Source organism: Paraburkholderia sp. GAS199 (assembly GCF_050436585.1).
In the GTDB taxonomy this organism is placed as follows: domain Bacteria; phylum Pseudomonadota; class Gammaproteobacteria; order Burkholderiales; family Burkholderiaceae; genus Paraburkholderia.
The window spans coordinates 1,085,465-1,107,135 of the sequence record NZ_JBNDMM010000002.1 but is presented as its reverse complement, the minus strand read 5'-3'; the positions used below and the strand labels follow the sequence as shown (position 1 = coordinate 1,107,135).

The window sequence follows — 21,671 nt, the reverse complement described above, 5'->3', positions numbered from 1 at the left end:
GCGCGGCACCCTTTCCTGCCTGGAAAACAATTGGGTCTCCATTGCACAAAGTTCCTCAAGTTTTTTTTAGTCGGGCCGTCAACCTTCACTGAGGCGGCCAGCAATGAACGAGTGCTTCCGCCGATGCCAACGTGGCGTATTGGGCTCAAGGCTTATTTAGGAGATTTTCCATGCTCGGAATCAATAGCAACATCAACTCGCTGGTTGCACAGCAAAACCTTAATGGCTCGCAAAGCGCCCTCTCGCAAGCCATCACGCGCCTGTCGTCGGGCAAGCGCATCAACAGCGCAGCAGACGACGCAGCAGGTCTGGCGATCTCGACGCGTATGCAAACGCAGATCAACGGCCTGAACCAGGGCGTTTCGAACGCGAACGACGGCGTGTCGATGATTCAAACCGCATCGAGCGCACTGTCCTCGCTGACCGCAAGCCTGCAACGTATCAGCCAACTGGCATCGCAAGCAGCTAACGGCACGATGTCGTCGAGCGACCAGGCAGCTCTGCAGAAGGAAGTGTCGGCGCAGATCGCTGAAGTGAACCGTATCGCTTCGCAAACGACGTACAACGGCACGAACATTCTGGACGGCTCGGCAGGCAGCGTGACGTTCCAGGTCGGCGCGAACGTCGGTCAGACGATCAGCCTGGACCTGAGCCAATCGATGTCGGCAGCGAAGATCGGTGGCGGCCTGGTGCAAACGGGTCAGACGGTCGGCACGATCGCTGTCAGCCTCGATTCGACCGGCACGTACACCAGCACGGGCGCATCGATCACGTCGGTCAACGTGTTGTCGGACGGCAAGGGCGGTTACACGTTCACCGACCAGAACAACCAGGCGATTTCGTCGGGCGCAGTTTCCAACATCTTCTCGGCAGGTACCGCAGCAGGTACGGGCACGGCAGTGACCAACCTGACGTTGAAGGCCTCGCTGGCAACTTCGATGGGTGCAACGGCTTCGGGCGTGGCAACGGCAGCAATCGCTCAGATCAACTCGATCAACAACCCGCCGACGGTTTCGGGCCTCGACATCAGCACGGTGACCGGCGCCAACCAGGCACTCGTCTCGATCTCGAACGCACTGCAAACGGTCAACACGCTGCAAGCTGCACTCGGCGCGGCACAAAACCGTTTCACGGCAATCTCGACGTCGCAACAAGCTGAATCGACCGACCTGTCGTCGGCACAGTCGCAAATCACGGACGCCAACTTCGCACAAGAAACGGCGAACCTGAGCAAGGCGCAAGTGCTGCAACAAGCTGGTATCTCGGTGTTGGCGCAAGCTAACTCGAACCCGCAGCAAGTTCTGAAGCTCCTGCAGTAAGAGCTGACGCAGTAACGGCAAGGCGCCGCGCGCAAGCGTAGCGCCTTGCCGGTTTGAAACGACGGGAGGCATGCCTCCCGCTGTGCATTTCCGTACCGTAGTGATGTAGCATCGCGCACCACCTAATACAGATACCCAGACGCCCGGAGCCTCTGCATGTCCTCGATCTCAACCACGTCTTCTACAGCTAGCGCCAATTCCGCGCTGGCGTCGGCAGCACAGTCGATCATCAGCGGCTCGACCGGCAACTCGTCGATGGACGTGTCGACGCTCGTTACGGCACTCGTGAACGCGAAGACCGCAGGACAGAGCGCGGCTCTCACGGCGCAGCAAACCAAGGACACGACTACGTTGTCGGCCTACGGTGCATTGAGCTCCGCGCTGAGCGCGTTGCAGTCGGGCATCGCGGGTCTCGCCAACGGCAGCACGTTGTCCACCTTCGCGGCAACCGCGACCGGCAAGGGACTGACGGCAACGGCCGGCGCCGGCGCATCGGCAGGCAGCTACGCCGTTACCGTCACGCAAATCGCCAGTTCTCAGGCCCTGTCGTCCGCAGCCTTCGGCGCGAGTACCAAGCTCGGCACGGGCACGCTGACGATCGGCGTGGGCAGCAAGTCCATGGACATCAGTCTGGACGACACCAACAATACGCTGGCCGGCATCGCCTCGGCGATCAACGCCAGCAGCAACAACCCCGGCGTCACGGCGACGGTCGTCACCGGCACGGACGGCGCCCACCTGGTGCTGCGTTCGTCGACCACGGGCGCGGCCAACACGATCAACGTGTCGACCAGCAACGTCACGACCGACAACGGCTTGTCGAGCCTCGGCGTGACGTCGACGCCCAGCACGACGGGCGGCACGTCCACCATCGTTTCGTCGGATACCAATAACGCGTGGACGCAAAGCGCGTACGCTCAGGACGCGGCGTTCTCAGTTGGCGGCATCGCGGCGACCAGCTCCAGCAACGCCATCACGACCGCGATTTCCGGCGTGACGATGAACCTGACGTCGGACTCCGTCGGCACCACGCAACAGCTGAATATCGCGGCGGACACCACGGCGGAAACCACCGCGATCAACAACTTCGTGAGCCTGTACAACACCGTCGTGACGACGATGTCCTCGCTCAGCTCGTTTTCCGCCGGCGCGAGTTCGCAAGGCCCGCTGATCGGCGATTCGACCCTGCAGACCATCAAGAACGATCTCGCGACGATCATCGGCGGTGTGGTTGGATCGGGCAGCAACGCCACCACGCTGGCGTCGATCGGTATCAACCTGAAAGACGATCCGGCCGACGGAACGCTGGTCGTGAGCGACGCTACCAAGCTGAGCACGGCCCTCACCACTAGCCCGGCGACCGTCGCCTCGTTGTTCAACTCGACCAACGGGATCGGCGAACAGCTGAACAGCGCCATCACGAACTTTACGCGGACTGGCGGCATCATCGACACGCGCAACACCGCGTTGAACGCCGATCTGAAGAGCATCACCGCGCAACAGAGCACGCTGGCGGACTACACGACGCAACTGACGAACCAGTATCAGGCGCAATTCACCGCACTGAACACGTTGATGGCGACGATGAACAACAACTCGCAGTACCTTACGGCCCTGTTCGGCGGCACCAACAGCGCAGGCGCGCTGGCCACCAACAAGAGCTAATCGTTAGGAGCCGCTGAAAATGAACCAGACGGAATTGGTCGAGCGCGTACTTGCTATCACCCGTGAAATCGAACAGGCGGCCGGCCTTGCCGACTGGCCGGAAGCGGCTCGTCTCACCGAAGCCCGCTCGCCGTTGCTGATGTCGCTCAGCGCCGATCAGGAACCCGCTGCGCTGGACATGATCCGCCGTATTCAGGCGATCGACGCCGCCTTGCTGGCCGACGCGGAAGTCACCCAGACCGAGTTGCAAGTGGAGTTCGAAGCAGCGATCGGACGTACCAAAGCTGCCGGCGAATATCAGAGAATCGCCCGGATGTAAGTGCTTGAATCGCAAGCGGTCACTCGCTCAAATGATCAAGGTGACCGTTTCACCCAACAATAAGAACTACGCGCCGAAGTGAGGCGCGCTCGTTCCCTCGGCCCGCCTCGTGCGGGCTTTTTTCTTGCCGGCGCGCTCCCGCCGGCCTGCCCATACGCCAAACAGGCGGCCTTTTTACCGTCATCTCCGCGCATCGGAAACGCCGGCCTCGTCGCACAATTTCTTTCATAGATCATTCCGCGCTGAGACCATGACTCTTCTGTACGAGCAGCCGTCGGCTGAAACCCAAACGCCCGAACAACAACTCGAGCAAGACATTGCGCTCGTCTTGCAAACGGCGCTCGACCACCACCACAAAAGCGAATTCGACGACGCCGAAGCCCTGTATCGCATCATTCTCGATACGAATCCGAATCACGGCGACGTGCTGTACAACCTCGCCGTACTGCTTACCCAGACAGCCAGAGCAGCAGACGCCGTGCCGCTGTTCCAGCATGGCCTGGGTGTCCAGCCGCTCAACGGCCAGTATTGGGTCGGCTATATCAACGCCCTGAGCGAAGCAGGCCAGTCCGCGGCCGCGTGGATCGCGCTGGAGATGGCGCAGAAACTCGGCGTCAAAGGCCCGGCTATCGACGGATTGATCGTGAAGCTGGCGAATCCGGGCAAAATTGTTCAAACCGTTCCCGTACCGCACGAGACGACTGAAGCGCAAACCGGCGCTGGCACCAACGCCGAAGTCGAGGCGCCGAAGGCGACCGCCGCGAAGACCAATATCGCCTCCGGCAGGCGCGTCAGCCAGCAGGAAACGAATCGCTTCACGGCGATTTACAACCGCGGCCAGTATTCTGAAGCCGTCAAACTGGCGCGGTCACTCACCAGTCGCTTCCCTGCGGATGGCAACGCGTGGCGCTGGCTCGGCATCACGATGCATCGGCTGGGCCGCTATGACGAAGCACTCGAACCGTTGCGCAAAGCGGCCGAACTGCTACCGGAAGAACTCGAAAGCCGCGCGGTTCTTGCAGACACGCTTCGCCTGAAGGGACTGTATAAAGAGGCCGAACAGGTCGGCCGGGCGTCGCTGGCGATCAATCCGAATCATGCCGAAGCGCTGCGTATCCTCGGCATGGCACTGGTCCACCAAGGTCAGGTTGCAGAAGGCCTGGCAGCAGCACGGCGCGCGGTCGAACTGGCGCCGGAAAATTCCAGCGCACACAGCACGCTCGGCGTGTTGCTGCTGGATCTTGGCCTCGTGGCCGAGGCGGAGCAGAGCTTCCGTATCGCGGTCGAAAAAAATCCGAAAGACGCGATTGCCGCCGACAACTTCCTGTTCGCGCTGACCCACAATCCCGCGATCGATCAGAACGTGCTCTTCGCCGAACACGCAAAATTCGCCGAGCACCATGAAGCCCCCGTGCGCTCACAGTGGCCTGCTCACGTAAACAAGCGCGTGCCGAACCGCAAACTGAAGATCGGACTCGTTTCCGGCGACCTGTTCCGGCATGCCGTTGCTTCCTACCTTTTGCCGGTAATGGAGCAACTGGCGAGTGATCCCAGTGTGTCTCTTCACGTTTACAGCAATCACGTCGTGGAAGACGACTACACCGAACTTCTACGCGGGTTTGCTGTTGAATGGCACCAGATTACTGGCATGGCGGATGCACAGTTGGCAAACAAGATCCGCGAAGAGCGAATCGATGTCCTGTTCGACCTCTCTGGTCACACTGGGCGCAACCGGCTTCTGACGTTCGCGAGGAAACCTGCGCCGATTCAGGTGAGTTGGCTCGGATATCCCGCGACCACCGGCCTGAGCGCGATGGATTACTACATCACCGACCGGTTCGGCGTGCCGTTCGGCGATTCGGAGCGGATGTTCTCCGAAACGATGGTTCACCTGCCGGCGAACGCGTCGTTCCTGCCCGAGCAAAGCGCTCCGCCTGTCAACATCCTGCCTGCGATGCACAACGGTTACGTGACCTTCGGCAGTTTCAACCGCATGAATAAACTGCGCGCCGACGTCATCGCGCTGTGGGCCGAATTGTTACGTGCCCAGCCGTCATCGCGGATGTTGCTCGGCGCTATCGGCAACGAAGACGATGAGCAGTTACTGATTGAATGGTTTGCTGATGCAGGCATTGATCGCGAACGCCTCATGTTCCGGCGTCGTTCGAGGGTGCCCGTCTATCTTCAGCAACATTTTCACGTCGATATCTGTCTCGACACGTTCCCCTACACGGGTTCGACCACGGTTCTCAATTCTCTGTGGATGGGTGTTCCCACGCTAACGATTGCCGGCGATACGCTTCCGAGTCGCGCTGGCGCTACCTGGATGTCGCACGTCGGGTTGCAGCAATTTGTTGCAGCAGACAAAGCAGACTTCGTCGCAAAAGGCGTGGCGTTGTCTTCCAACATCGAAGCGCTCGCAGAACTCAGAAACGGGTTGCGTCAACGCTGCATGGCATCGGCCGCATTCCGCCCCGACATGGTTGCAGCAGGTTTGTCTCGTGCGTTGCGAATCATGTGGCAGCGCTGGTGCGACGGCCAGCCCGCCGCGGCATTCGAGGTATCGACCGAAGACGCCATGGCCTCGGTTAGCGAAGCAGGCACGCAAACGGAAACAGGGGATCGCAAATGAACGCAGCCGTACCGCTTCGGGCTCTCGAGCCTCAAACCGACGAGCGTATCTACGTTACGCAGCCTCACCTTGCCCCGCTCGAAGAATTTATCCCTTATCTCCAGCAGATCTGGGATAGCAAGGTGCTGACCAATGGCGGCCCGTTTCATCAACAATTCGAAGCAGCGCTTTGCAAGTATCTCGGCGTGCGCCATCTCGCACTGTTCACGAACGGCACTCTTGCACTGCTTACGGCGCTACAGGCGCTGCGCGTGACCGGCGAAGTCATCACGACACCCTATTCGTTTGTCGCGACCGCGCACTCGCTGGTGTGGAACGGCATCAAACCGGTGTTCGCCGACGTCGATCCGCACACGCTGAATCTCGATCCCGCGCGAATCGAAGCGGCGATTACGCCGCAAACCACCGCGATCATGCCTGTGCACTGCTACGGCAAGCCTTGCGACGTCGAGGCTATTCAGAAGATTGCCGACAACTACAACCTGAAGGTGATTTATGACGCGGCACATGCGTTTGGTGTGCAGACCGATACCGGTAGCGTGCTCGAACACGGCGATCTGGCTGTCCTGAGCTTTCACGCGACCAAGGTTTTCAATACCTTCGAAGGTGGCGCGATCATTTGTCAGGACGCCAAGACCAAGCAACGTATCGACCACCTGAAGAACTTCGGCTTCGTGGACGAAGTGACGGTCGTGGCCGCCGGCATCAACGGCAAAATGAGCGAGATCAATGCAGCGTTCGGCCTGCTGCAACTTCAGCATATCGACGAAGCGCTCGCGCGTCGCGCACAGATCGACGCGACCTATCGCACCCGGTTGAGCGAAATTCCAGGCATTCGCTGCCTGCCGAAAACCGGCGAAAAAGTGGCGAACCACTCCTATTTCCCGATTCTCGTCACACCGGAATTCCCCATCAGCCGCGACGCGCTCTATCAGAAATTCCGCGATCACGACATCTACGCGCGCCGCTATTTTTATCCGCTTATTTCGGACTTTCCGATCTATCGCGGGCTCCCTTCGGCAAGCCGTGAAAACCTGCCGGTCGCATATGCCGCCGCGCAGCAGGTGTTGTGTCTGCCGATTTTCCCTGCGCTAACCGACAACATGATCGACCGCATCGTTGGACTGATCGCAGATTGCTGAACGCCATGAAGCTCGCCATCATGCAGCCGTATCTGTTTCCGTATATCGGCTATTTTCAGCTGGCGGCGGCGGCCGACAAGTTCGTCTTCTATGACGACGTGAATTTCATCAAGAACGGCTGGATCAATCGCAACCGTGTGCTGCTCAACGGCGAAGCCCGATACATTACTATCCCGCTGGCCGGGGCAAGTCCGTCGCTGAAGATCAACGAAGTTTTAATCGAGCCGCGCGACCGCTGGTTGCGCAAGTTGCTCGAATCTATCCGTCACGCGTACAGAAAAGCCCCGCACTATGCGCGCATCAGCGAACTGATCGGGGAAATTCTGTCCGCGCCGGTCGAACATATCGCCATGCTTGCGTCGCACACGGTCGTTGAAGTCTGCAACTACCTCGAACTGGAAACAGAATTCGTTGCGTCCTCCGCACAATACGGAAATGAGCAACTGAGAGGCGCGAGCCGCGTGATCGACATCTGCGCCATGGAAAAAGCCGATCTTTATCTGAACCTGCCAGGTGGCCGCGCGCTGTACGACGCCGACACCTTCGCTGCACGCGGTATCGAGTTAGCGTTCATCGAACCCAATCTCCGTGCTTATGAGCAATCTGGTGCAGCATTTCAACCGGCACTCTCGATCCTCGATGTGCTGATGTTCAATACCAGAGATCGGGTGCGTGACATGCTCGCCGTTGAAGTGATCGCATGAACCTGCCCGTTTCCCGTGCAATCGGCGGATATTTCGAGCTTGAAATGCCGCGCAACCGCGGCCTTCTGCACGAAGGCGCGTTGCATTTCCAGTCGTCGCGCGCCGCTTTTCTCGCCTTGCTGCGCACACTCCGTCCCACCGCCGTCTGGATGCCTTGGTACATTTGTGACGCCATGATCGAGCCGCTGCGAATGGCCGGAATATCGGTCAGGCGCTACGAGCTCGATGCGCAATTTCGACCACGCTCCACTGCGCTTGCGCACGGCGAGTGGCTGCTTTACGTGAATTACTTCGGCCTTTGTGATGATCAGGTCGACGAGATACTCGGAAGATATCCGGCCGATTGCGTGGTGATCGACAACGCTCAGGCTATGTTCGCAAAACCTCGCCATTGCCTCGCGACGCTCTATTCGCCGCGGAAATTCGTTGGCGTGCCGGATGGCGGGCATCTCGTCACGCAACAGCGGGTCGAGCCGCCTGTCGATGTCGACCCGAACTCGTTGCGGCGATGCACTCATCTGCTGGAGCGTCTCGCACACGATGCTGAAGCCGGCTACGGTGCCTACGCAAAAGCCGAAGATAGCCTGAAGGAACAGGAGCCGCTGCGGATGTCGGCACTGACTCACCGCATGCTAGCAAGTATCGATTACGACTACGTGCGCGAACGGCGAGTCGCAAATTTCACCTATTTGCACGAGCGCTTGCGGCAACACAACCAACTGCCGTTACGCTATCGGCGCGACGCAGTACCGCTTTGCTACCCGTTTCTGGGCGCCACTGCCGGTTTGCGCGAATTGCTGCGTTCGATGCGTATCTATACGCCGTCGTACTGGCCCGACATCGAAACGACACCCGGCGCGCCGGCCTTCGAACGTCAATTGCCCAACGCGATGCTCTTCCTACCTTGCGACCAACGACTGACGCCAGAAGATCTTGCTCCGATCGCACAGCACCTAATCGACCGACTGACGTGACTACCAACGAGATATTCCTGCGAGAAATCGAACGCGACGATCTTGCTGTCATCAACTCGTGGCGTGCCGATCAGGCTCTGGTCGGACTGCTTGGCGGTAACTTCCGGCACGTCGGACCGGAGATCGACGACAGATGGTTCGACAACTATCTTGGCGCCCGCTCGAATAATGTGCGGCTTGCCATATGCCTTGCGCCTGCACGTGAAGCGATTGGCGTGACCTATCTGCTGAACATCGATTGGACGAACCGATGTGCAGAATTCTCGATCCAGATAGGCGTTGAGTCGGCACGTGGCCAAGGCATCGGCGAGATCGCAACGCGCTCGATCCTGGCCCATGCATTCGACGATCTCAATCTGCACCGAATCTCGCTAACTGTGCTCGCGTCTAACGCACGCGCGATCAAGTTATACGAGAAGGTCGGCTTTCGCGCGGAAGGGCTGATGCGGCAAGCAGTCTTCAAAGGCGGCCGCTATCAGGACGTCATCTCGATGGCCGTGCTCGCGGCCGAACGCTCGTAACGTTCCCATTTCAGCTTTCTGTTTTTCAAAATGAATACGATCGACACTCAACATGGTGCTGCGCTTGCGACAGCAGGCTGGACCGTAGTGCCTAATCTGATCCATTCGGAACTGATTTCATCGCTAGTGGAAGCGTTGCCCGCGTCACTCGCCCGACGCGACGAAATCCGGCAACGCAATGGTGTCTCGGAGAACAGCGCCGGCACACTTCATCATCTGTTGATGGACGATGCCTGCTATGTCGAACTACTGGCCGAACTCTCGACCCTCGAGCCGCTTTTCAAAGCGTATTTCAACGGCAACTTCATTCTCAATTCGTATGGTGGTGTCATAAACGAGCGTGACACGCGCTCCTACGTTCAGAATGTACACCGTGATATTCGTTTCGGCTCCGACACGCGGCGCTTCATGCTGAACGCACTCGTGATGCTCGATGATTTCACGCTGGAAAACGGCGCGACTCATGTCCTCGGTCATTCGCAAAACACAGAACAACCACCCTGCGACGAAGCGTTCTATGCCGAGGCCTCACGTGCAACTGGCAAGCGCGGAACGGTTCTGCTGTTCGATTCACGCATGTGGCACGCAACCGGACGCAACACCACCGACGCCCCACGACGTGCCCTGACGTTGACATTCACGAGTCCATTTTTTAAGCCGCAACTCGACTACGCTCGCCTGTTCGGTTACAGCAATTTCAACCGTAGCAGCGCGTGGATGAAGCAGGTTTTGGGTTTCAACGCTCGGGTGCCCGAATCGCTCGACGAATTCTACGTGCCGGTCGAGCAGCGTTTTTACCAACGCGGGCAGGATTGATTTTGCGATTCCAGATCGGCGCAATCTGTAGGCCCGCGTTGCTTCCAAGACAAGAGGCACGGTATTCGATGGTCGTTACTGAAACGTCGCACTCACCGACAACAGCACCGCATTCCCCTTCGGCCGTTTGCTCACGTTGAACTCATTGACCCAACGCAGCGACGCCGACAACGGCGTGTTCTGCACCTTGCCCGACCAGGTGACCACCGGACCAAGACCCACCGAGTGCCCCTGGTCGCCGCCCGTGATGTCGGCCAGGCCGCCGGAATCGCCGCCGAGTTGCTGGATGTAGCCGCCCACCACGCCCACGCCCCAGCCCGACGCGAAACGCTTGAGCGCGAGCAAGTCGAGCACGCTCAACGGCGCGTTGTGATAGTGGGTGTCGTTATTCGGCGTGTAGAAGTTGATGCCGTAGTTCAACGACAGCTCGATCGACTCCTTCGGGAACAGCTTCGTATAGGCGACAGTCGGCGTGAAGGTCCACGTGTTCTGCCCGGCATTGGCCAGCCGGGTCGTGCTGTAAGCGCCCGTCGGTGCGTAAATCTGCACGCTGAACGACACATGGTCGGTCTTCGTCAGGTGGTAGCCCGCCACGACCGGCGCGAAGAAGACGTCGGCAAACTGCGTGTTGGAATCGTTCGGCAGGATGCCGTGGAAGGACGAGATGTCGGTGTATTGAAACGGCACGCCGAACACCGACGCGAAGTTCCAGCCGCCCACGGTGATGCCCCAGGTTTTGATCGCGCTGACGATGGTGTAGATCGCCGTCACATTGATGCCCGCCGTCACCGTTCCGGCAATCGGAATGGATTTGCTCGCGCCCAGCGAACCTTCGTAGTAAATGGTGCTGGCCGATACGACCCAGTCGCTGGTGGGCGGCACGACGCCGGCATAAGGCGTGACCTGCATACCGGTGATCGGCCGGCCGATTCCGCCTTCGGTTGCGAGCGCCGGCTGCGACAAAGCGAGGCCGACGGTGGTGAGAAGTGCTGCGGATCCAGGCAAACGCAGAACGGCCATTTTTTCGCCTCGTCTATCAAACTTTCATTTGTACGCGAGTGCAGTTCGTTGCCATTCGACGATTATGAAAAGGCAGAGGGCATTGTGATTTTTTTGCCCGACACCGCGTGATTTTTCAGACCGACATTAGCCGATTCATAATCGCGACAACTCAAACTTTATTTCTTTCGTGAAGCGAAAATAAGCGAGCGGGCACAGCGCAACCCGGGTTGCCGCAAAGAAAAGAAGCGTTGTCTGGATGGCGTGACGGAAGACATGGCGGGCATGGACGCTCCTTCAGCAACACACGGACGCCGCATTGACTATGCGGGAGGCGCAACGGGAACAGCGAGAAACGTCGTTCAGAAATACTAGCAAACGTCCCGTAAAAGAACAGAGATAAATTTTGTAACCGGACCAGAACCAGCGCATTTCCGCCAGCGCCCGAATTCATCGGCCATTCAAGCGGCATTTTCTGCGTTCGGTTGCGGGTGCACTCACTCCGGGTTTAAAAGCTTGCGGTAATCGTCGCGTTTTCATCGTCATTCGGCTGCGTAAAACAGTCGGCGAGGATCGGCGAATCTTCCCGCCGATCCCATTCTTCAGCGAGTCAGCGTGATTGCCAGATAGACGGCATACAACACGCCGCTCACCAGCAACGCCCACACCGGCACGCCGCGTTCGCGCACGTTGAGCCGCAACCATGCAGCGGCGGCGAGCGTGATCACGATGCCGGTCACCACTTCGATGCGCGGTGTCCACGGCGTCAGCAAGATGCCGATTGCCGGCAGCAGCGTCCCCTGAAACACCATCGCGCCGGTGATGTTGCCGAATGCGAGCGTATCCTTGCCGCGACGAATCCACAGGATGCTGTTGACCTTCTCCGGCAACTCTGTCGCGATCGGAATAATGAGCAGCGACAGCAGCAACGGCGACACGCCGAGCGCCTGTGACACGCCGCGCACGCCATGGATGAAACCTTCCGCGCCCCACACCAGCAGTGCGACGGCGAGCGCCAGTTGCACGGCAATGGTCGCGAGATTCGTCGGAATGCCGATCCGCGAGAGCAGCATTTTGCCTGGCGCTTCCGTACCGTGACCAGCGTCCACCAGCTGATCCGACGCACGGAACGTCATCACCACGTAGGTGACATAGACGCCGACCAGCGCTACGCTAAAAAGCGCCCGCACCAGCATCTGCTCGTGCGGAACGTACATCGCCACCGCCGCCAGCACGAAGGCGCACAGAAAGTAATTCAGGTCGCGCGTGAAACCCGTGCGCTCCGGCGTCACCCAACCCGTGACGCCGCGCGAGCCGAGAATCGCGAGTGTCATCAGGAATGTCGACAGGGTGGACAGCATCAGCGGTGCGCCCAGAATGGCGCCGACGCCGATCTCCTGATTGACCGCGCTGTCGGTCGTGCCGCCGGCGATAGCCAGCAGCGGCACGAGCGTCTCCGGCAAAGCCGTGCCCACCGCCGCGAATAGCGAACCCGTCACGCCCTCGGAAATTTTCAGACGCTCGCCGAGATGCTCCAGCGCATTGGTGAACAACTCCGCCGCCACCAGAATGATCACCAGCATGATGGCGAGTTCGAACAGAAGACCGGTCATGCGCGGCTCCCCGCAAACGAAAGCGCAATGGTGAACTGGGACGTGACGGCGAACGGACGTGCAAACGGCATGCCGCGCAACGGGCGGTGCATCGTGCAAACAAACGGGAAAACAGACAGGGCACGACGATGATTCACAGGGCAACTCCGTGGTCGGACGATAGTGACGAACCCATGACGCACCGCCACCCGTCCGACCAGAACGAAGCAGTACGCCAATGGTCTCGCCAAACCAACCCGGTCGAACGCGCCATGACCCGCAGGCCAAGTATGTTGACGCGTTCTCCTTCAAGGAATGAAGGAAGGCTACTCCCCAATGACCGGGCGATTCTAACGGCGCATCGTGCTTTCAACAAGCTTCGACATATGACAGGCGGCCAGCGCGCCACTGGTAAGATCGACAACCGTATTCGACAGCAGTGAGTCCTCACATGAGTTACCAGAACCGCCAGTGGTTTTACGTCAAGCGCCCCGAAGGCCGCGTCGGCGACGAACATTATGAATTGCGCGAAAGCGAGATCGACACGCAGCTCGCCGCAAACGAAGTGCTGATCCGCGCGCGCATTGTCAGCGTCGATCCGTATATCCGCATTCAGCAGCACGAGCGCAATACCTACGACGTGCCGCATCCGCTCGGCATCGTGCAACGCGCCGGCGTGGTGGGCGAAGTGGTGGCCTCGGCGAGTCCGCTATTCAAAGCGGGCGACTGGGTATCCGCCTACAGCGGCTGGCAGTTGTACGCCAAATGTCACCATAGCGAACTGACGCGGCTCGACCCGGACGCCGCACCGGTCTCCACCGCGCTCGGCGTGCTCGGCATGCCCGGCCGCACCGCATGGTTCGGCCTGATGGAAGCCGGCAAGCCGCGCCCCGGCGACACCCTCGTCGTGAGCGGCGCGGCGGGCGCGGTCGGCTCGCTGGTGGCGCAGTTCGGCAAGCGCGCGGGATGCCGGGTCGTCGGCATCGCGGGCGGTCCGGACAAATGCGCATTCCTGACCGACACGCTCAAACTGGATGGCGCGGTCGATTACCGCGCGCATCCGACGCTCGAAGGTTTGCAGGCGGCCGTGCAAGCGGCGACCGGCGGCGTCGATGTCTATTTCGACAACGTGGGCGGCATGGTCACCGACGCGGTCATTCCGCTCATCAAACGCCGCGCGCGCATCGTGATCTGCGGCGCGATCGCGCAGTACGACGGCGGCCTCGACACACCGGACCTCGCGCCGCGCTTCCTGCAACACATGCTGTTTCAGCGCGCCACGATTCAGGGCATCCTCGCGCGCGACTTCGTCTACCGCATGGACGAGATGCTGAAAACGGTCGCGCCGTGGGTCAAGAACGGTGAAATCGTTTACCAGGAAACTTATATGGACAGTTTCGACGTGCTGCCGCAAGCGCTGAACAGCCTGTTCGAAGGAAAGAATCTCGGCAAGCTGCTGGTGCGCGTTTGATGCGTAGTTGACTGCGTGAGTCGGCGCGGGCGGCAGTCGGTGGAACGACGGCTGCTGTTCGCGGCGATGCGTGAGCGGCGCGCGGGCTTGCGGTCTCGAGTAAGACTGGAATGGGAAAGACGGGGGAAAACCGCGTTGAGACTTGACCAGAATTGGTGCGCCCGGCTGGGATCGAACCAGCAACCCCTGCCTTCGGAGGGCAGTACTCTATCCATTGAGCTACGGGCGCTTCAACACGAAAGCGCGGCAACCTGAACGGAAGCGACGCCAAAGCGAGACCGAAAGGATACCCGGTTTCGGCTGAACCGTCCACCGGACGGCCTGCGACGCGGTTTCCGGCGCTTTGAGGCCACTCGCCGACGCGCCTCGCGATGCGGGTAAACGCCTGCTGAACACCGCGCCGCGGTCCTCGCCGTCGTCGAAATCTTGCGTCTATAATCGTCCGTGGCTGATTAAAGAACAAGAAGTTGCCGTCACGCTGTACCGCTCACATACCCACGGAGACGAGACAAGCATGAGCGAAGCACCACACGGAGCCCCGATCAAGACCCCCGCACAGCTCATCGCCGCGATCATCGCCGGGTTTGCTGTACCGATCGTCATCATCGTTCTACTGGCTGTCTACGTCGACAACTCGACGCGCACAGGCGCCGGCACCGACTCTCTCTCCGACGCCGAAGTCACCGCTCGCATCAAGCCGTTCGCTCAGGTCGACATTCGCGACGCCAATGCGCCGCGCGTCTACAAGAGCGGCGAAGAAGTCTACAAGGCAGTCTGCTCGGCGTGTCACGCGTCGGGTGCGGCGGGCGCGCCGAAGTTCACCAATACCGCCGACTGGGCGCCGCGCATCTCGCAAGGCTTCGATACGCTCTGGCACACGGCACTCGCCGGCAAGGGCGCGATGCCGCCGCGCGGCGGCACCAGCCCGGACGACTACAGCGACTTCGAAATCGCCCGCGCGGTGGTCTACATGGCGAACAATTCCGGCGCGAGCTTCCCTGAACCGGCGCAACCCGTCGCGGGTGCGGCCGCAGCGTCGGGTGCCGCGGCGGCATCGGGTGCGGCTGCCGCCGGCGCATCGGACGCAGGCGCGGCGCAGGCCGCCGCCGCGATGGCCGCCATGGCGAGCGTGCCGCAAGCCGCGGCGCCGGCCGCCGGCGGCACGCAGAGCGCGGACGCATCGCAGGCGGGCAAGGCGCTGTATCAGCAGGTCTGTCAGGCGTGTCACGCGGCCGGCGTGCTGAACGCACCGAAGTTCGGCGACAAGGACGCGTGGGCACCGCGTCTGAAAGACCCGATGGACACGGTCTACAACTATGCACTGCACGGCAAGGGCGCGATGCCGGCCAAAGGCGGCTCCAACGCCTCCGATGCGGACGTGAAAGCCGCCGTCGATTACATGGTGAGCGCCGTCAAATAAGCCGCGTCCACTGCTGCATTCCGCATAAAAAATCCCTGCTCCGTGGCAACACGGGCAGGGATTTTTTCATACGCCAGCCACACTCGACGCGCTCAAGGCTTCTGCAACAGCGCCTTCAGACTCGCGAGCCGGTCTTTCGGTGACATCGGCGCTTCTTCGGGCGTCGGCGGCGGAGCGTCGTCGAGCAGCATTTCGGGGATGAAACGCGACGGCTCGCACACCACCGTCTCTCTCGCGCGCTTGCGCTTCTTGCACCAGTTCAGATGCAAACTGCGCTGCGCGCGCGTGATCGCGACATACATCAGGCGGCGTTCTTCCTCGATGCGCGCGTCGTCGATCGGCTCGTCGTCGGGGCCGCCGCGATGGGGCATGATGCCTTCCTCGACGCCCACCAGAAACACGTGCGGATACTCCAGTCCCTTCGACGCATGCACGGTGGAAAGCCGCACGGCGTCGGGGTCTTCTTCGCGTCCTTCGAGCATCGACATCAACGCGACCGTCTGGATCAGGCCGAGCAGATTCTTGCCCGTGTCGCCGAAACCGTCGGCGGTGTCGTAGCCGGTTGCCTCGCTATTTTCTGCGCCGGCCGGCTCGGCCTTGGTGCCTTTGCGCTTGAGCCATTCCATGAACTCCAGCACGTTCTGCCACTTGGCCTGCGCCTGACGTTCGTCGAACGCGTCGTACAGATACGCCTCGTAGTGGATCGCGTCCATCAGTTCGTCGAGCAAGGTGCCGGCGGCATCTTTTTCGGCGCGATCGGTGAGACGCTGCATGAAGTCGCAGAACACGCGCATCGGCTCGATCTGACGCGGCGACAGACGCGCTTCGATGCCGCCCATGTACACCGCTTCGAACAGCGACACCTTGGCCTGCCCGGCAAACGAGCCGAGCGCTTCGAGCGTCGTATTGCCGACGCCGCGCCGTGGTGTGGTGATCGCGCGGATGAACGCGGGGTCGTCGTTGGCGTTGGCGATCAGACGCAGGTACGCGCAGATGTCCTTGATTTCGGCTTTGTCGAAGAACGACTGACCGCCCGAGAGCACGTACGGAATCCGCTCGCGACGCAACACCTGTTCGAAGATGCGCGCCTGAAAATTGCCGCGATACAGGATTGCGTAATCGCGGAAATTCGCACGCCGCTCGAACTTGTGCGCCGACAGGCGAAACACCACCGATTCGGCCTCGTGCTCTTCGTCGTTGCACGGCGTGACGGTGATCGTGTCGCCCATGCCGTGTTCGGACCACAGCTTCTTCTCGAACAGCTTGGGATTGTTCGCGATCACGTTGTTCGCGGCGGTGAGAATGCGCACCGTGGAGCGGTAGTTCTGCTCCAGTTTGATCAGATGCAGCTTCGGAAAATCCTTGCTGAGCTGGCCAAGATTTTCGAGCGTGGCACCGCGCCAGCCGTAAATGGCCTGGTCGTCGTCGCCCACCGCCGTGAAGGCCGCGCGCGGGCCGGCCAGCAGTTTCACCAGTTCGTACTGACAGGCGTTGGTGTCCTGGTATTCGTCGATCAGCAGATAGCGCAGCTTGTTCTGCCAGCGCTCGCGCACCTGCTCGTTCTGTGCGAAGAGTTCGGCGGGCAGACGGATCAGGTCGTCGAAATCGACGGCCTGATACGCGTGCAGCGTGGCGACGTAATTGCGGTAGACGATCGCCGCCTGATGCTCGTCTTCGTTCGCGGCAATCGCGATGGCCTGCTCGGGCATGATGAGGCCGTTCTTCCACAGCGAGATGATCGACTGGATCTTGCGGATGAAGCCTTTGTCCGTCGAACCGACCTGCTCCTGGATCATGCCGAAGCAGTCGTCCGAATCCATGATCGAGAACTGCGGTTTGAGGCCGACGTGTTCCGCTTCCTGCCGCAGAATCTGCACGCCGAGCGAGTGGAAGGTGCAAACCGTCAACTGGTTGACGGGCACTTTGCGGCCTTCCTTGCCGGGCGTGGTGAGCGTCTTGCCTTCGAGCAGTTTGCCCACGCGCTCGCGCATTTCCGCCGCGGCCTTGTTCGTGAAGGTGACGGCGGCGATGTGGCGCGGCTCGAAGCCTTTGGCTTCGATCAGGTGCGCGATTTTCTGCGTGATGACGCGCGTTTTGCCGCTGCCTGCGCCGGCGAGCACGAGACACGGACCGTCGAGATAACGGACCGCTTCACTTTGAGCGGGATTCAGGCCTGCGGACATACTTTGTGGACGGGTAAAACGGTTGAGGGCGCTCGTGCACGAAAATGCGAAACCGAGGCCCGGGGGCATGCTGCGCGGGCTGTGAGCGGGCGCCGAAGCAAATCGTTGCGGGCTTTCCGGCTCGCCGCGATCCGCGCGAGAGGAGCGATGTTAACACGGATACATGCCACAATCGGGGTGTTGCGCGCCGCCGCCGCGGTGGCAAAGCGGCGCGCCGTTTTTGCAGGAAGACACGCATGTCCGCATCGCTGAAGATTGGATTGATGGGTTACGGTTTTGCCGGCGCGACGTTTCACGCACCGGTCATCGAGCACTGCGGCCGCGCGAACGTCGCGGCCATTGCAACCAGCAAGCCAGAACACGCGCTGGCCGATTATCCGCACGCCAAAATCGTCGCGGATCTCGACGCGCTGCTCGCACTCGACGAACTCGACTGCATCGTCATCGCCACGCCCAACGACACGCACTTCGACCTCGCGCGCCGCACGCTGGAAGCCGGCAAGCACGTAGTCGTCGACAAACCCGTCACGCTCACCGCCGCCGACGCGCACACCCTCGCCAACATTGCGCTGGCGCGCGGCAAGCTGTTCATTCCGTTTCACAACCGTCGCTGGGACGGCGATTTTCTGACAGTGCGCGAACTGCTTGCCAGCGGTGAGCTGGGACGCGTCACGCAATACGAATCGCACTTCGACCGCTTCCGTCCGGAAGTCCGGCAGCGTTGGCGCGAGGAAGCGTCGCGCGGCGGCGGCCTGCTGCTTGATCTCGGACCGCATCTGATCGACCAGTCGCTGGCGCTGTTCGGCGCGCCGCAAACCGTCTCCGCCACGGTTCGCACGCATCGCGATCAGGCAGGCGCACCCGACTACGTGCACATCCAGCTGGGATACGGCGAATTCGAAGTGGTCCTGCACGCCAGCGCGCTGACCGCACTGGTCGCGCCGCGCTTCTCGATCCACGGCACGCGCGGCAGCTATGTGAAGTACGGGCTCGACACGCAGGAAGATCAGCTGAAGGCCGGCCTGCGTCCGGGCGACGACGGCTTCGGCGCCGGCAACACCGCCGGCCTGCTGCGCGTGGTCGAAGGCGACAAGGAAGTGGAGCGCGAATTGCGGACCCGCGACGGCGACTACAGCGGCTTCTATATCGCCGTCGCCGACGCGATCCAGAACGGCGTGAAGTTTCCCGTCAGCGCACAGGACGCCGTCGACGTGATGACCATCGTCGAACTGGCCGCGCGCAGCTCGGACGAAGGCGTGCGCCTGCCGTTCGAACGCGTTCGCTGATCGGCCGCCTTGCCGTGCCGCAACCCTGCGCTTCGCGGCGCGGCTTACAAATGCCCGCGCGCCCGACAAGTACATAACGTTACAAATAAGGGTCGCTGTCCGGTCAGCGCGAAGCCGAACCCAACCGTTGCTACCGAGTAGCACGACAAAACGACAACGACTTCCGGAGAGTCCATGCATCGAACCACTCGCGCGCTTGCCGCGTGCGCCTTGCTCAGCTCCCTCGCCGCCTGCGTGGTGGCGCCGCAACCCGCACCGGCACCGCGTCCCAGCCCGCAGCAGATCGCGGACCAGCGTCTGCATCAGGTCGAAGGCCGTATCGACAACCTGAGCCGCCGCATCGATAACCACGTCAACCAGGGCTACTATCCGCCTCCGCAAGGCGGCGCGCTGCATCATCGCCTCGACGTGATCCGTCAGGAAGCGCGCGACATGTCCGCGCAACACGGCGGCGGCCTGTCCGGCGACGAACAGCGCGTGCTGAACCAGGAACTGGATAACGCGGCTCACGCCATCGGCGAATAATTCGCTCCAGTTCGTGCGAGAAGCGGTAGAAACACAGCGCGGGCATCACGTCCCGCGCTTTTTTTTGACAGGCGCGCAGCCGCCGCGTCAACCCCCACGCCGCTCGCGGGCCTTTATTTGACAAGCCATCGGCCCTCGCGTACATTCGCCGCACGCGTCGGGAGAGCGTGCTGGCCGCAGAAAATCGTAGGCCGCGCCGCCGAAGGGGCACACCCGCAAACTCTCAGGCAAAAGGACCGACCGCGTCGAAGAATCCGCGCCCAGGCCACATTCGGGCACCGGTTTTTCGCACTCTGGAGAGCGGCAGTAGCCGTTTGCATGGTTCGCATCATGCAAACCCGGCAAGCTGCCCACCGAAGGGGCGCGCGTTTCACCGTGTCGACTGCATTCCAGTCCCGCACGGCAGCGCAATCTCTCAGGTATCGAGGACAGAGGGGTCATGCATCGCACTCGCTCGCAGGCACACGCCGCGAGGCGCAGCGTCGCATGGCCTTTTTTGTTTCGCGAGATGCCCGAGGCCCCATGACCGAACTCAAACACACCCCGCTCAACGCCACCCATCGTGCGCTCAACGCTCGCATGGTCGATTTCGGCGGCTGGGACATGCCTGTCAACTACGGCTCGCAGATCGACGAACACCGCGCCGTGCGCACCGACGCCGGCATGTTCGACGTCTCGCACATGTGCGTCGTCGACTTCACCGGCGAGCGCGTGCGCGCTTTCTTCGAATTCGCGCTGGCGAACAACGTCGCCAAATTGCAAACGCCGGGCCGCGCGCTCTACTCCTGTCTGCTGAACCCGAACGGCGGCGTGATCGACGACCTGATCGTCTATTACTTCGGCGAAGATCATTTCCGCGTGGTCGTCAACGCGGGTACCGCCGATAAAGACATCGCCTGGTTCGGCCAGCTCAACGCCGAGGGCAGCTTCGGCCTCACCATCACGCCGCGCCGCGATTACGCGATCGTCGCCGTGCAAGGTCCGAACGCACGCGAAAAAGTCTGGCAAACCGTGCCGGCCGCACGCGCCGCCACGGAAGGCCTGAAACCGTTCAACGCGGCCCGCCTTCAGGACACGCCGTTCGGCGAACTGACCGTCGCCCGCACCGGCTACACCGGCGAAGACGGCTTCGAGATCATCGTCCCGGCGGATCACGTGATCGCGCTGTGGAACGCGCTGCAGGCTCAGGGCGTACGCCCCGCCGGCCTCGGCGCGCGCGACACGCTGCGCCTCGAAGCCGGCATGAACCTGTACGGCCAGGATATGGACGACAACGTCTCGCCGCTCGACGCCGGCCTCGCCTGGACGGTCGACCTCACTTCGCCGCGCGACTTCGTCGGCAAGGGCAAACTCGAAGCAGACGGTTCGCAAGCCGCGTTCGTCGGCCTGATCCTCCTGAAGGAAAACGGCAAGGCGGCAGGCGTGCTGCGTGCTCACCAGAAAGTCGTCACGCCGCACGGCGAAGGCGAAATCACCAGCGGTACGTTTTCTCCCACCATGCAGGAATCCATCGCCTTTGCGCGCGTGCCGAAAGGCGTGCAGCCGGGCGATACCGTTCAAGTCCAGATTCGCGACAAAAACGTTCCCGCAAGCGTGGTAAAACTGCCGTTCGTACGCAACGGCAAAGTGCTCGCGGTTTAAGCCGACCGGCGCGTGCGTCACCCTTTCAAGTTCATACCGAATCACACCGCATAGGAGCATCCGATGAGCATCCCGGCCGATCTGAAATACACCGAATCGCACGAGTGGGTCCGCACCGAGGCGGACGGCACGCTGACGGTCGGCATCACCGACCACGCGCAGGAAGCGCTCGGCGACATCGTCTTTTTCGAAGTCCAGGAACTGGGCAAGACCGTGAACGCGGGCGACACCGTGGCCGTGATCGAATCCGTGAAAGCCGCTTCCGACATCTACGCGCCGGTCTCGGGCGAGATCATCGAAGCGAACACCGCGGTGGCGGACACGCCGGATTCAGTCAACACCACGCCGTACGACAGCTGGCTCTTCAAGATCAAGCCGGCAGCAGGCGCCACGCAGGAGCGTCTGATCGACGCCGACGCGTACTCGAAGTCGATCGACGCCTGATTCACCTTTACGTTTAAC

General features: G+C 61.2%; 18 protein-coding genes, 1 tRNA gene and 3 riboswitches. Of the genes, 15 read left to right on the top strand and 4 right to left on the bottom strand.

Annotation, left to right across the window (positions count from 1 at the left end):
• Positions 1-170: 170 nt before the first annotated feature.
• The 9 genes from P3T18_RS10985 to P3T18_RS10945 all read left to right on the top strand — a co-directional run bounded on the left by P3T18_RS10985 (position 171) and on the right by P3T18_RS10945 (position 10,092).
• A complete protein-coding gene (locus P3T18_RS10985; protein ID WP_429299919.1) occupies positions 171-1,319 on the top strand; it encodes a flagellin in 1,149 nt (382 codons plus the stop codon).
• 156 nt (positions 1,320-1,475) lie between these two features.
• Entirely contained in the window at positions 1,476-2,984 is a 1,509-nt protein-coding gene (gene fliD / locus P3T18_RS10980; RefSeq protein WP_429299918.1) for a flagellar filament capping protein FliD, read from the top strand.
• 19 nt (positions 2,985-3,003) lie between these two features.
• Complete coding sequence (locus P3T18_RS10975) at positions 3,004-3,303, top strand: flagellar protein FliT (protein ID WP_429299917.1); 300 nt, start codon at positions 3,004-3,006, stop codon at positions 3,301-3,303.
• Between the two features lie 250 nt (positions 3,304-3,553).
• Positions 3,554-5,935: a tetratricopeptide repeat protein gene (locus P3T18_RS10970; protein WP_429299916.1), complete on the top strand. Its 2,382-nt coding sequence runs from the start codon at positions 3,554-3,556 to the stop codon at positions 5,933-5,935.
• A complete protein-coding gene (gene vioA, locus P3T18_RS10965; protein WP_429299915.1) occupies positions 5,932-7,077 on the top strand; it encodes a dTDP-4-amino-4,6-dideoxy-D-glucose aminotransferase VioA in 1,146 nt (381 codons plus the stop codon). The genes P3T18_RS10970 and vioA overlap by 4 nt, the downstream gene beginning before the upstream one ends.
• Before the next feature lie 5 nt (positions 7,078-7,082).
• Positions 7,083-7,781, top strand: coding sequence for a WbqC family protein (locus tag P3T18_RS10960; protein ID WP_429299914.1), 699 nt, complete (start codon positions 7,083-7,085; stop codon positions 7,779-7,781).
• Positions 7,778-8,755: a hypothetical protein gene (locus tag P3T18_RS10955; protein WP_429299913.1), complete on the top strand. Its 978-nt coding sequence runs from the start codon at positions 7,778-7,780 to the stop codon at positions 8,753-8,755. Before P3T18_RS10960 ends, P3T18_RS10955 begins: the two co-directional genes overlap by 4 nt.
• The gene (locus P3T18_RS10950; protein ID WP_429299912.1) at positions 8,752-9,276 is read left to right on the top strand and encodes a GNAT family N-acetyltransferase; all 525 of its coding nucleotides are present in this window, start codon (positions 8,752-8,754) and stop codon (positions 9,274-9,276) included. The genes P3T18_RS10955 and P3T18_RS10950 overlap by 4 nt, the downstream gene beginning before the upstream one ends.
• Before the next feature lie 30 nt (positions 9,277-9,306).
• Positions 9,307-10,092, top strand: a complete 786-nt coding sequence (locus P3T18_RS10945; protein ID WP_429299911.1) for a phytanoyl-CoA dioxygenase family protein — start codon at positions 9,307-9,309, stop codon at positions 10,090-10,092.
• A 75-nt stretch (positions 10,093-10,167) separates the two neighbouring features.
• On the opposite strand, the gene P3T18_RS10940 is transcribed toward P3T18_RS10945, so the two are convergent.
• Positions 10,168-11,112, bottom strand: a complete 945-nt coding sequence (locus P3T18_RS10940) for a SphA family protein (RefSeq protein ID WP_429299910.1) — start codon at positions 11,110-11,112, stop codon at positions 10,168-10,170.
• 581 nt (positions 11,113-11,693) lie between these two features.
• The gene (locus tag P3T18_RS10935) at positions 11,694-12,704 is read right to left on the bottom strand and encodes a sodium:calcium antiporter (RefSeq protein WP_429299909.1); all 1,011 of its coding nucleotides are present in this window, start codon (positions 12,702-12,704) and stop codon (positions 11,694-11,696) included.
• 154 nt (positions 12,705-12,858) lie between these two features.
• Positions 12,859-13,030: riboswitch (yybP-ykoY riboswitch) on the bottom strand.
• 104 nt (positions 13,031-13,134) lie between these two features.
• Between P3T18_RS10935 and P3T18_RS10930 the strand changes: the two genes are divergently transcribed.
• A complete protein-coding gene (locus tag P3T18_RS10930; RefSeq protein ID WP_429299908.1) occupies positions 13,135-14,154 on the top strand; it encodes an NADP-dependent oxidoreductase in 1,020 nt (339 codons plus the stop codon).
• Between the two features lie 153 nt (positions 14,155-14,307).
• Here the strand turns inward: P3T18_RS10930 and P3T18_RS10925 are convergent.
• A tRNA-Arg gene (locus P3T18_RS10925) sits at positions 14,308-14,383 on the bottom strand.
• Between the two features lie 285 nt (positions 14,384-14,668).
• Here P3T18_RS10925 and P3T18_RS10920 point away from each other — a divergent pair.
• Positions 14,669-15,574 (top strand): c-type cytochrome, encoded by a 906-nt coding sequence (locus tag P3T18_RS10920; RefSeq protein WP_429299907.1) that lies wholly within the window; start codon positions 14,669-14,671, stop codon positions 15,572-15,574.
• Between the two features lie 92 nt (positions 15,575-15,666).
• Here the strand turns inward: P3T18_RS10920 and P3T18_RS10915 are convergent, their stop codons facing one another.
• Positions 15,667-17,757, bottom strand: coding sequence for a UvrD-helicase domain-containing protein (locus P3T18_RS10915; RefSeq protein ID WP_429299906.1), 2,091 nt, complete (start codon positions 17,755-17,757; stop codon positions 15,667-15,669).
• 236 nt (positions 17,758-17,993) lie between these two features.
• Between P3T18_RS10915 and P3T18_RS10910 the strand changes: the two genes are divergently transcribed.
• The 4 genes from P3T18_RS10910 (at position 17,994) to gcvH (ending at position 21,653) form a co-directional block, all read left to right on the top strand.
• Positions 17,994-19,043, top strand: a complete 1,050-nt coding sequence (locus tag P3T18_RS10910) for an oxidoreductase (RefSeq protein ID WP_429299905.1) — start codon at positions 17,994-17,996, stop codon at positions 19,041-19,043.
• 174 nt (positions 19,044-19,217) lie between these two features.
• The gene (locus P3T18_RS10905; RefSeq protein WP_429299904.1) at positions 19,218-19,568 is read left to right on the top strand and encodes a hypothetical protein; all 351 of its coding nucleotides are present in this window, start codon (positions 19,218-19,220) and stop codon (positions 19,566-19,568) included.
• Between the two features lie 148 nt (positions 19,569-19,716).
• A riboswitch (glycine riboswitch) is annotated at positions 19,717-19,817 on the top strand.
• A 34-nt stretch (positions 19,818-19,851) separates the two neighbouring features.
• Positions 19,852-20,010: riboswitch (glycine riboswitch) on the top strand.
• A gap of 80 nt (positions 20,011-20,090) precedes the next feature.
• The gene (gcvT, locus tag P3T18_RS10900; protein ID WP_429299903.1) at positions 20,091-21,209 is read left to right on the top strand and encodes a glycine cleavage system aminomethyltransferase GcvT; all 1,119 of its coding nucleotides are present in this window, start codon (positions 20,091-20,093) and stop codon (positions 21,207-21,209) included.
• Between the two features lie 63 nt (positions 21,210-21,272).
• The gene (gene gcvH, locus P3T18_RS10895) at positions 21,273-21,653 is read left to right on the top strand and encodes a glycine cleavage system protein GcvH (protein WP_429299902.1); all 381 of its coding nucleotides are present in this window, start codon (positions 21,273-21,275) and stop codon (positions 21,651-21,653) included.
• Positions 21,654-21,671: the final 18 nt, after the last annotated feature.

Coding starts and splice junctions, on each gene's coding strand:
- P3T18_RS10985 (WP_429299919.1), top strand. CDS start 171: ATGCTCGGAATCAATAGCAACATCAACTCGCTGGTTGCACAGCAAAAC.
- fliD (WP_429299918.1), top strand. CDS start 1,476: ATGTCCTCGATCTCAACCACGTCTTCTACAGCTAGCGCCAATTCCGCG.
- P3T18_RS10975 (WP_429299917.1), top strand. CDS start 3,004: ATGAACCAGACGGAATTGGTCGAGCGCGTACTTGCTATCACCCGTGAA.
- P3T18_RS10970 (WP_429299916.1), top strand. CDS start 3,554: ATGACTCTTCTGTACGAGCAGCCGTCGGCTGAAACCCAAACGCCCGAA.
- vioA (WP_429299915.1), top strand. CDS start 5,932: ATGAACGCAGCCGTACCGCTTCGGGCTCTCGAGCCTCAAACCGACGAG.
- P3T18_RS10960 (WP_429299914.1), top strand. CDS start 7,083: ATGAAGCTCGCCATCATGCAGCCGTATCTGTTTCCGTATATCGGCTAT.
- P3T18_RS10955 (WP_429299913.1), top strand. CDS start 7,778: ATGAACCTGCCCGTTTCCCGTGCAATCGGCGGATATTTCGAGCTTGAA.
- P3T18_RS10945 (WP_429299911.1), top strand. CDS start 9,307: ATGAATACGATCGACACTCAACATGGTGCTGCGCTTGCGACAGCAGGC.
- P3T18_RS10940 (WP_429299910.1), bottom strand. CDS start 11,112: ATGGCCGTTCTGCGTTTGCCTGGATCCGCAGCACTTCTCACCACCGTC.
- P3T18_RS10935 (WP_429299909.1), bottom strand. CDS start 12,704: ATGACCGGTCTTCTGTTCGAACTCGCCATCATGCTGGTGATCATTCTG.
- P3T18_RS10930 (WP_429299908.1), top strand. CDS start 13,135: ATGAGTTACCAGAACCGCCAGTGGTTTTACGTCAAGCGCCCCGAAGGC.
- P3T18_RS10920 (WP_429299907.1), top strand. CDS start 14,669: ATGAGCGAAGCACCACACGGAGCCCCGATCAAGACCCCCGCACAGCTC.
- P3T18_RS10915 (WP_429299906.1), bottom strand. CDS start 17,757: ATGTCCGCAGGCCTGAATCCCGCTCAAAGTGAAGCGGTCCGTTATCTC.
- P3T18_RS10910 (WP_429299905.1), top strand. CDS start 17,994: ATGTCCGCATCGCTGAAGATTGGATTGATGGGTTACGGTTTTGCCGGC.
- P3T18_RS10905 (WP_429299904.1), top strand. CDS start 19,218: ATGCATCGAACCACTCGCGCGCTTGCCGCGTGCGCCTTGCTCAGCTCC.
- gcvT (WP_429299903.1), top strand. CDS start 20,091: ATGACCGAACTCAAACACACCCCGCTCAACGCCACCCATCGTGCGCTC.
- gcvH (WP_429299902.1), top strand. CDS start 21,273: ATGAGCATCCCGGCCGATCTGAAATACACCGAATCGCACGAGTGGGTC.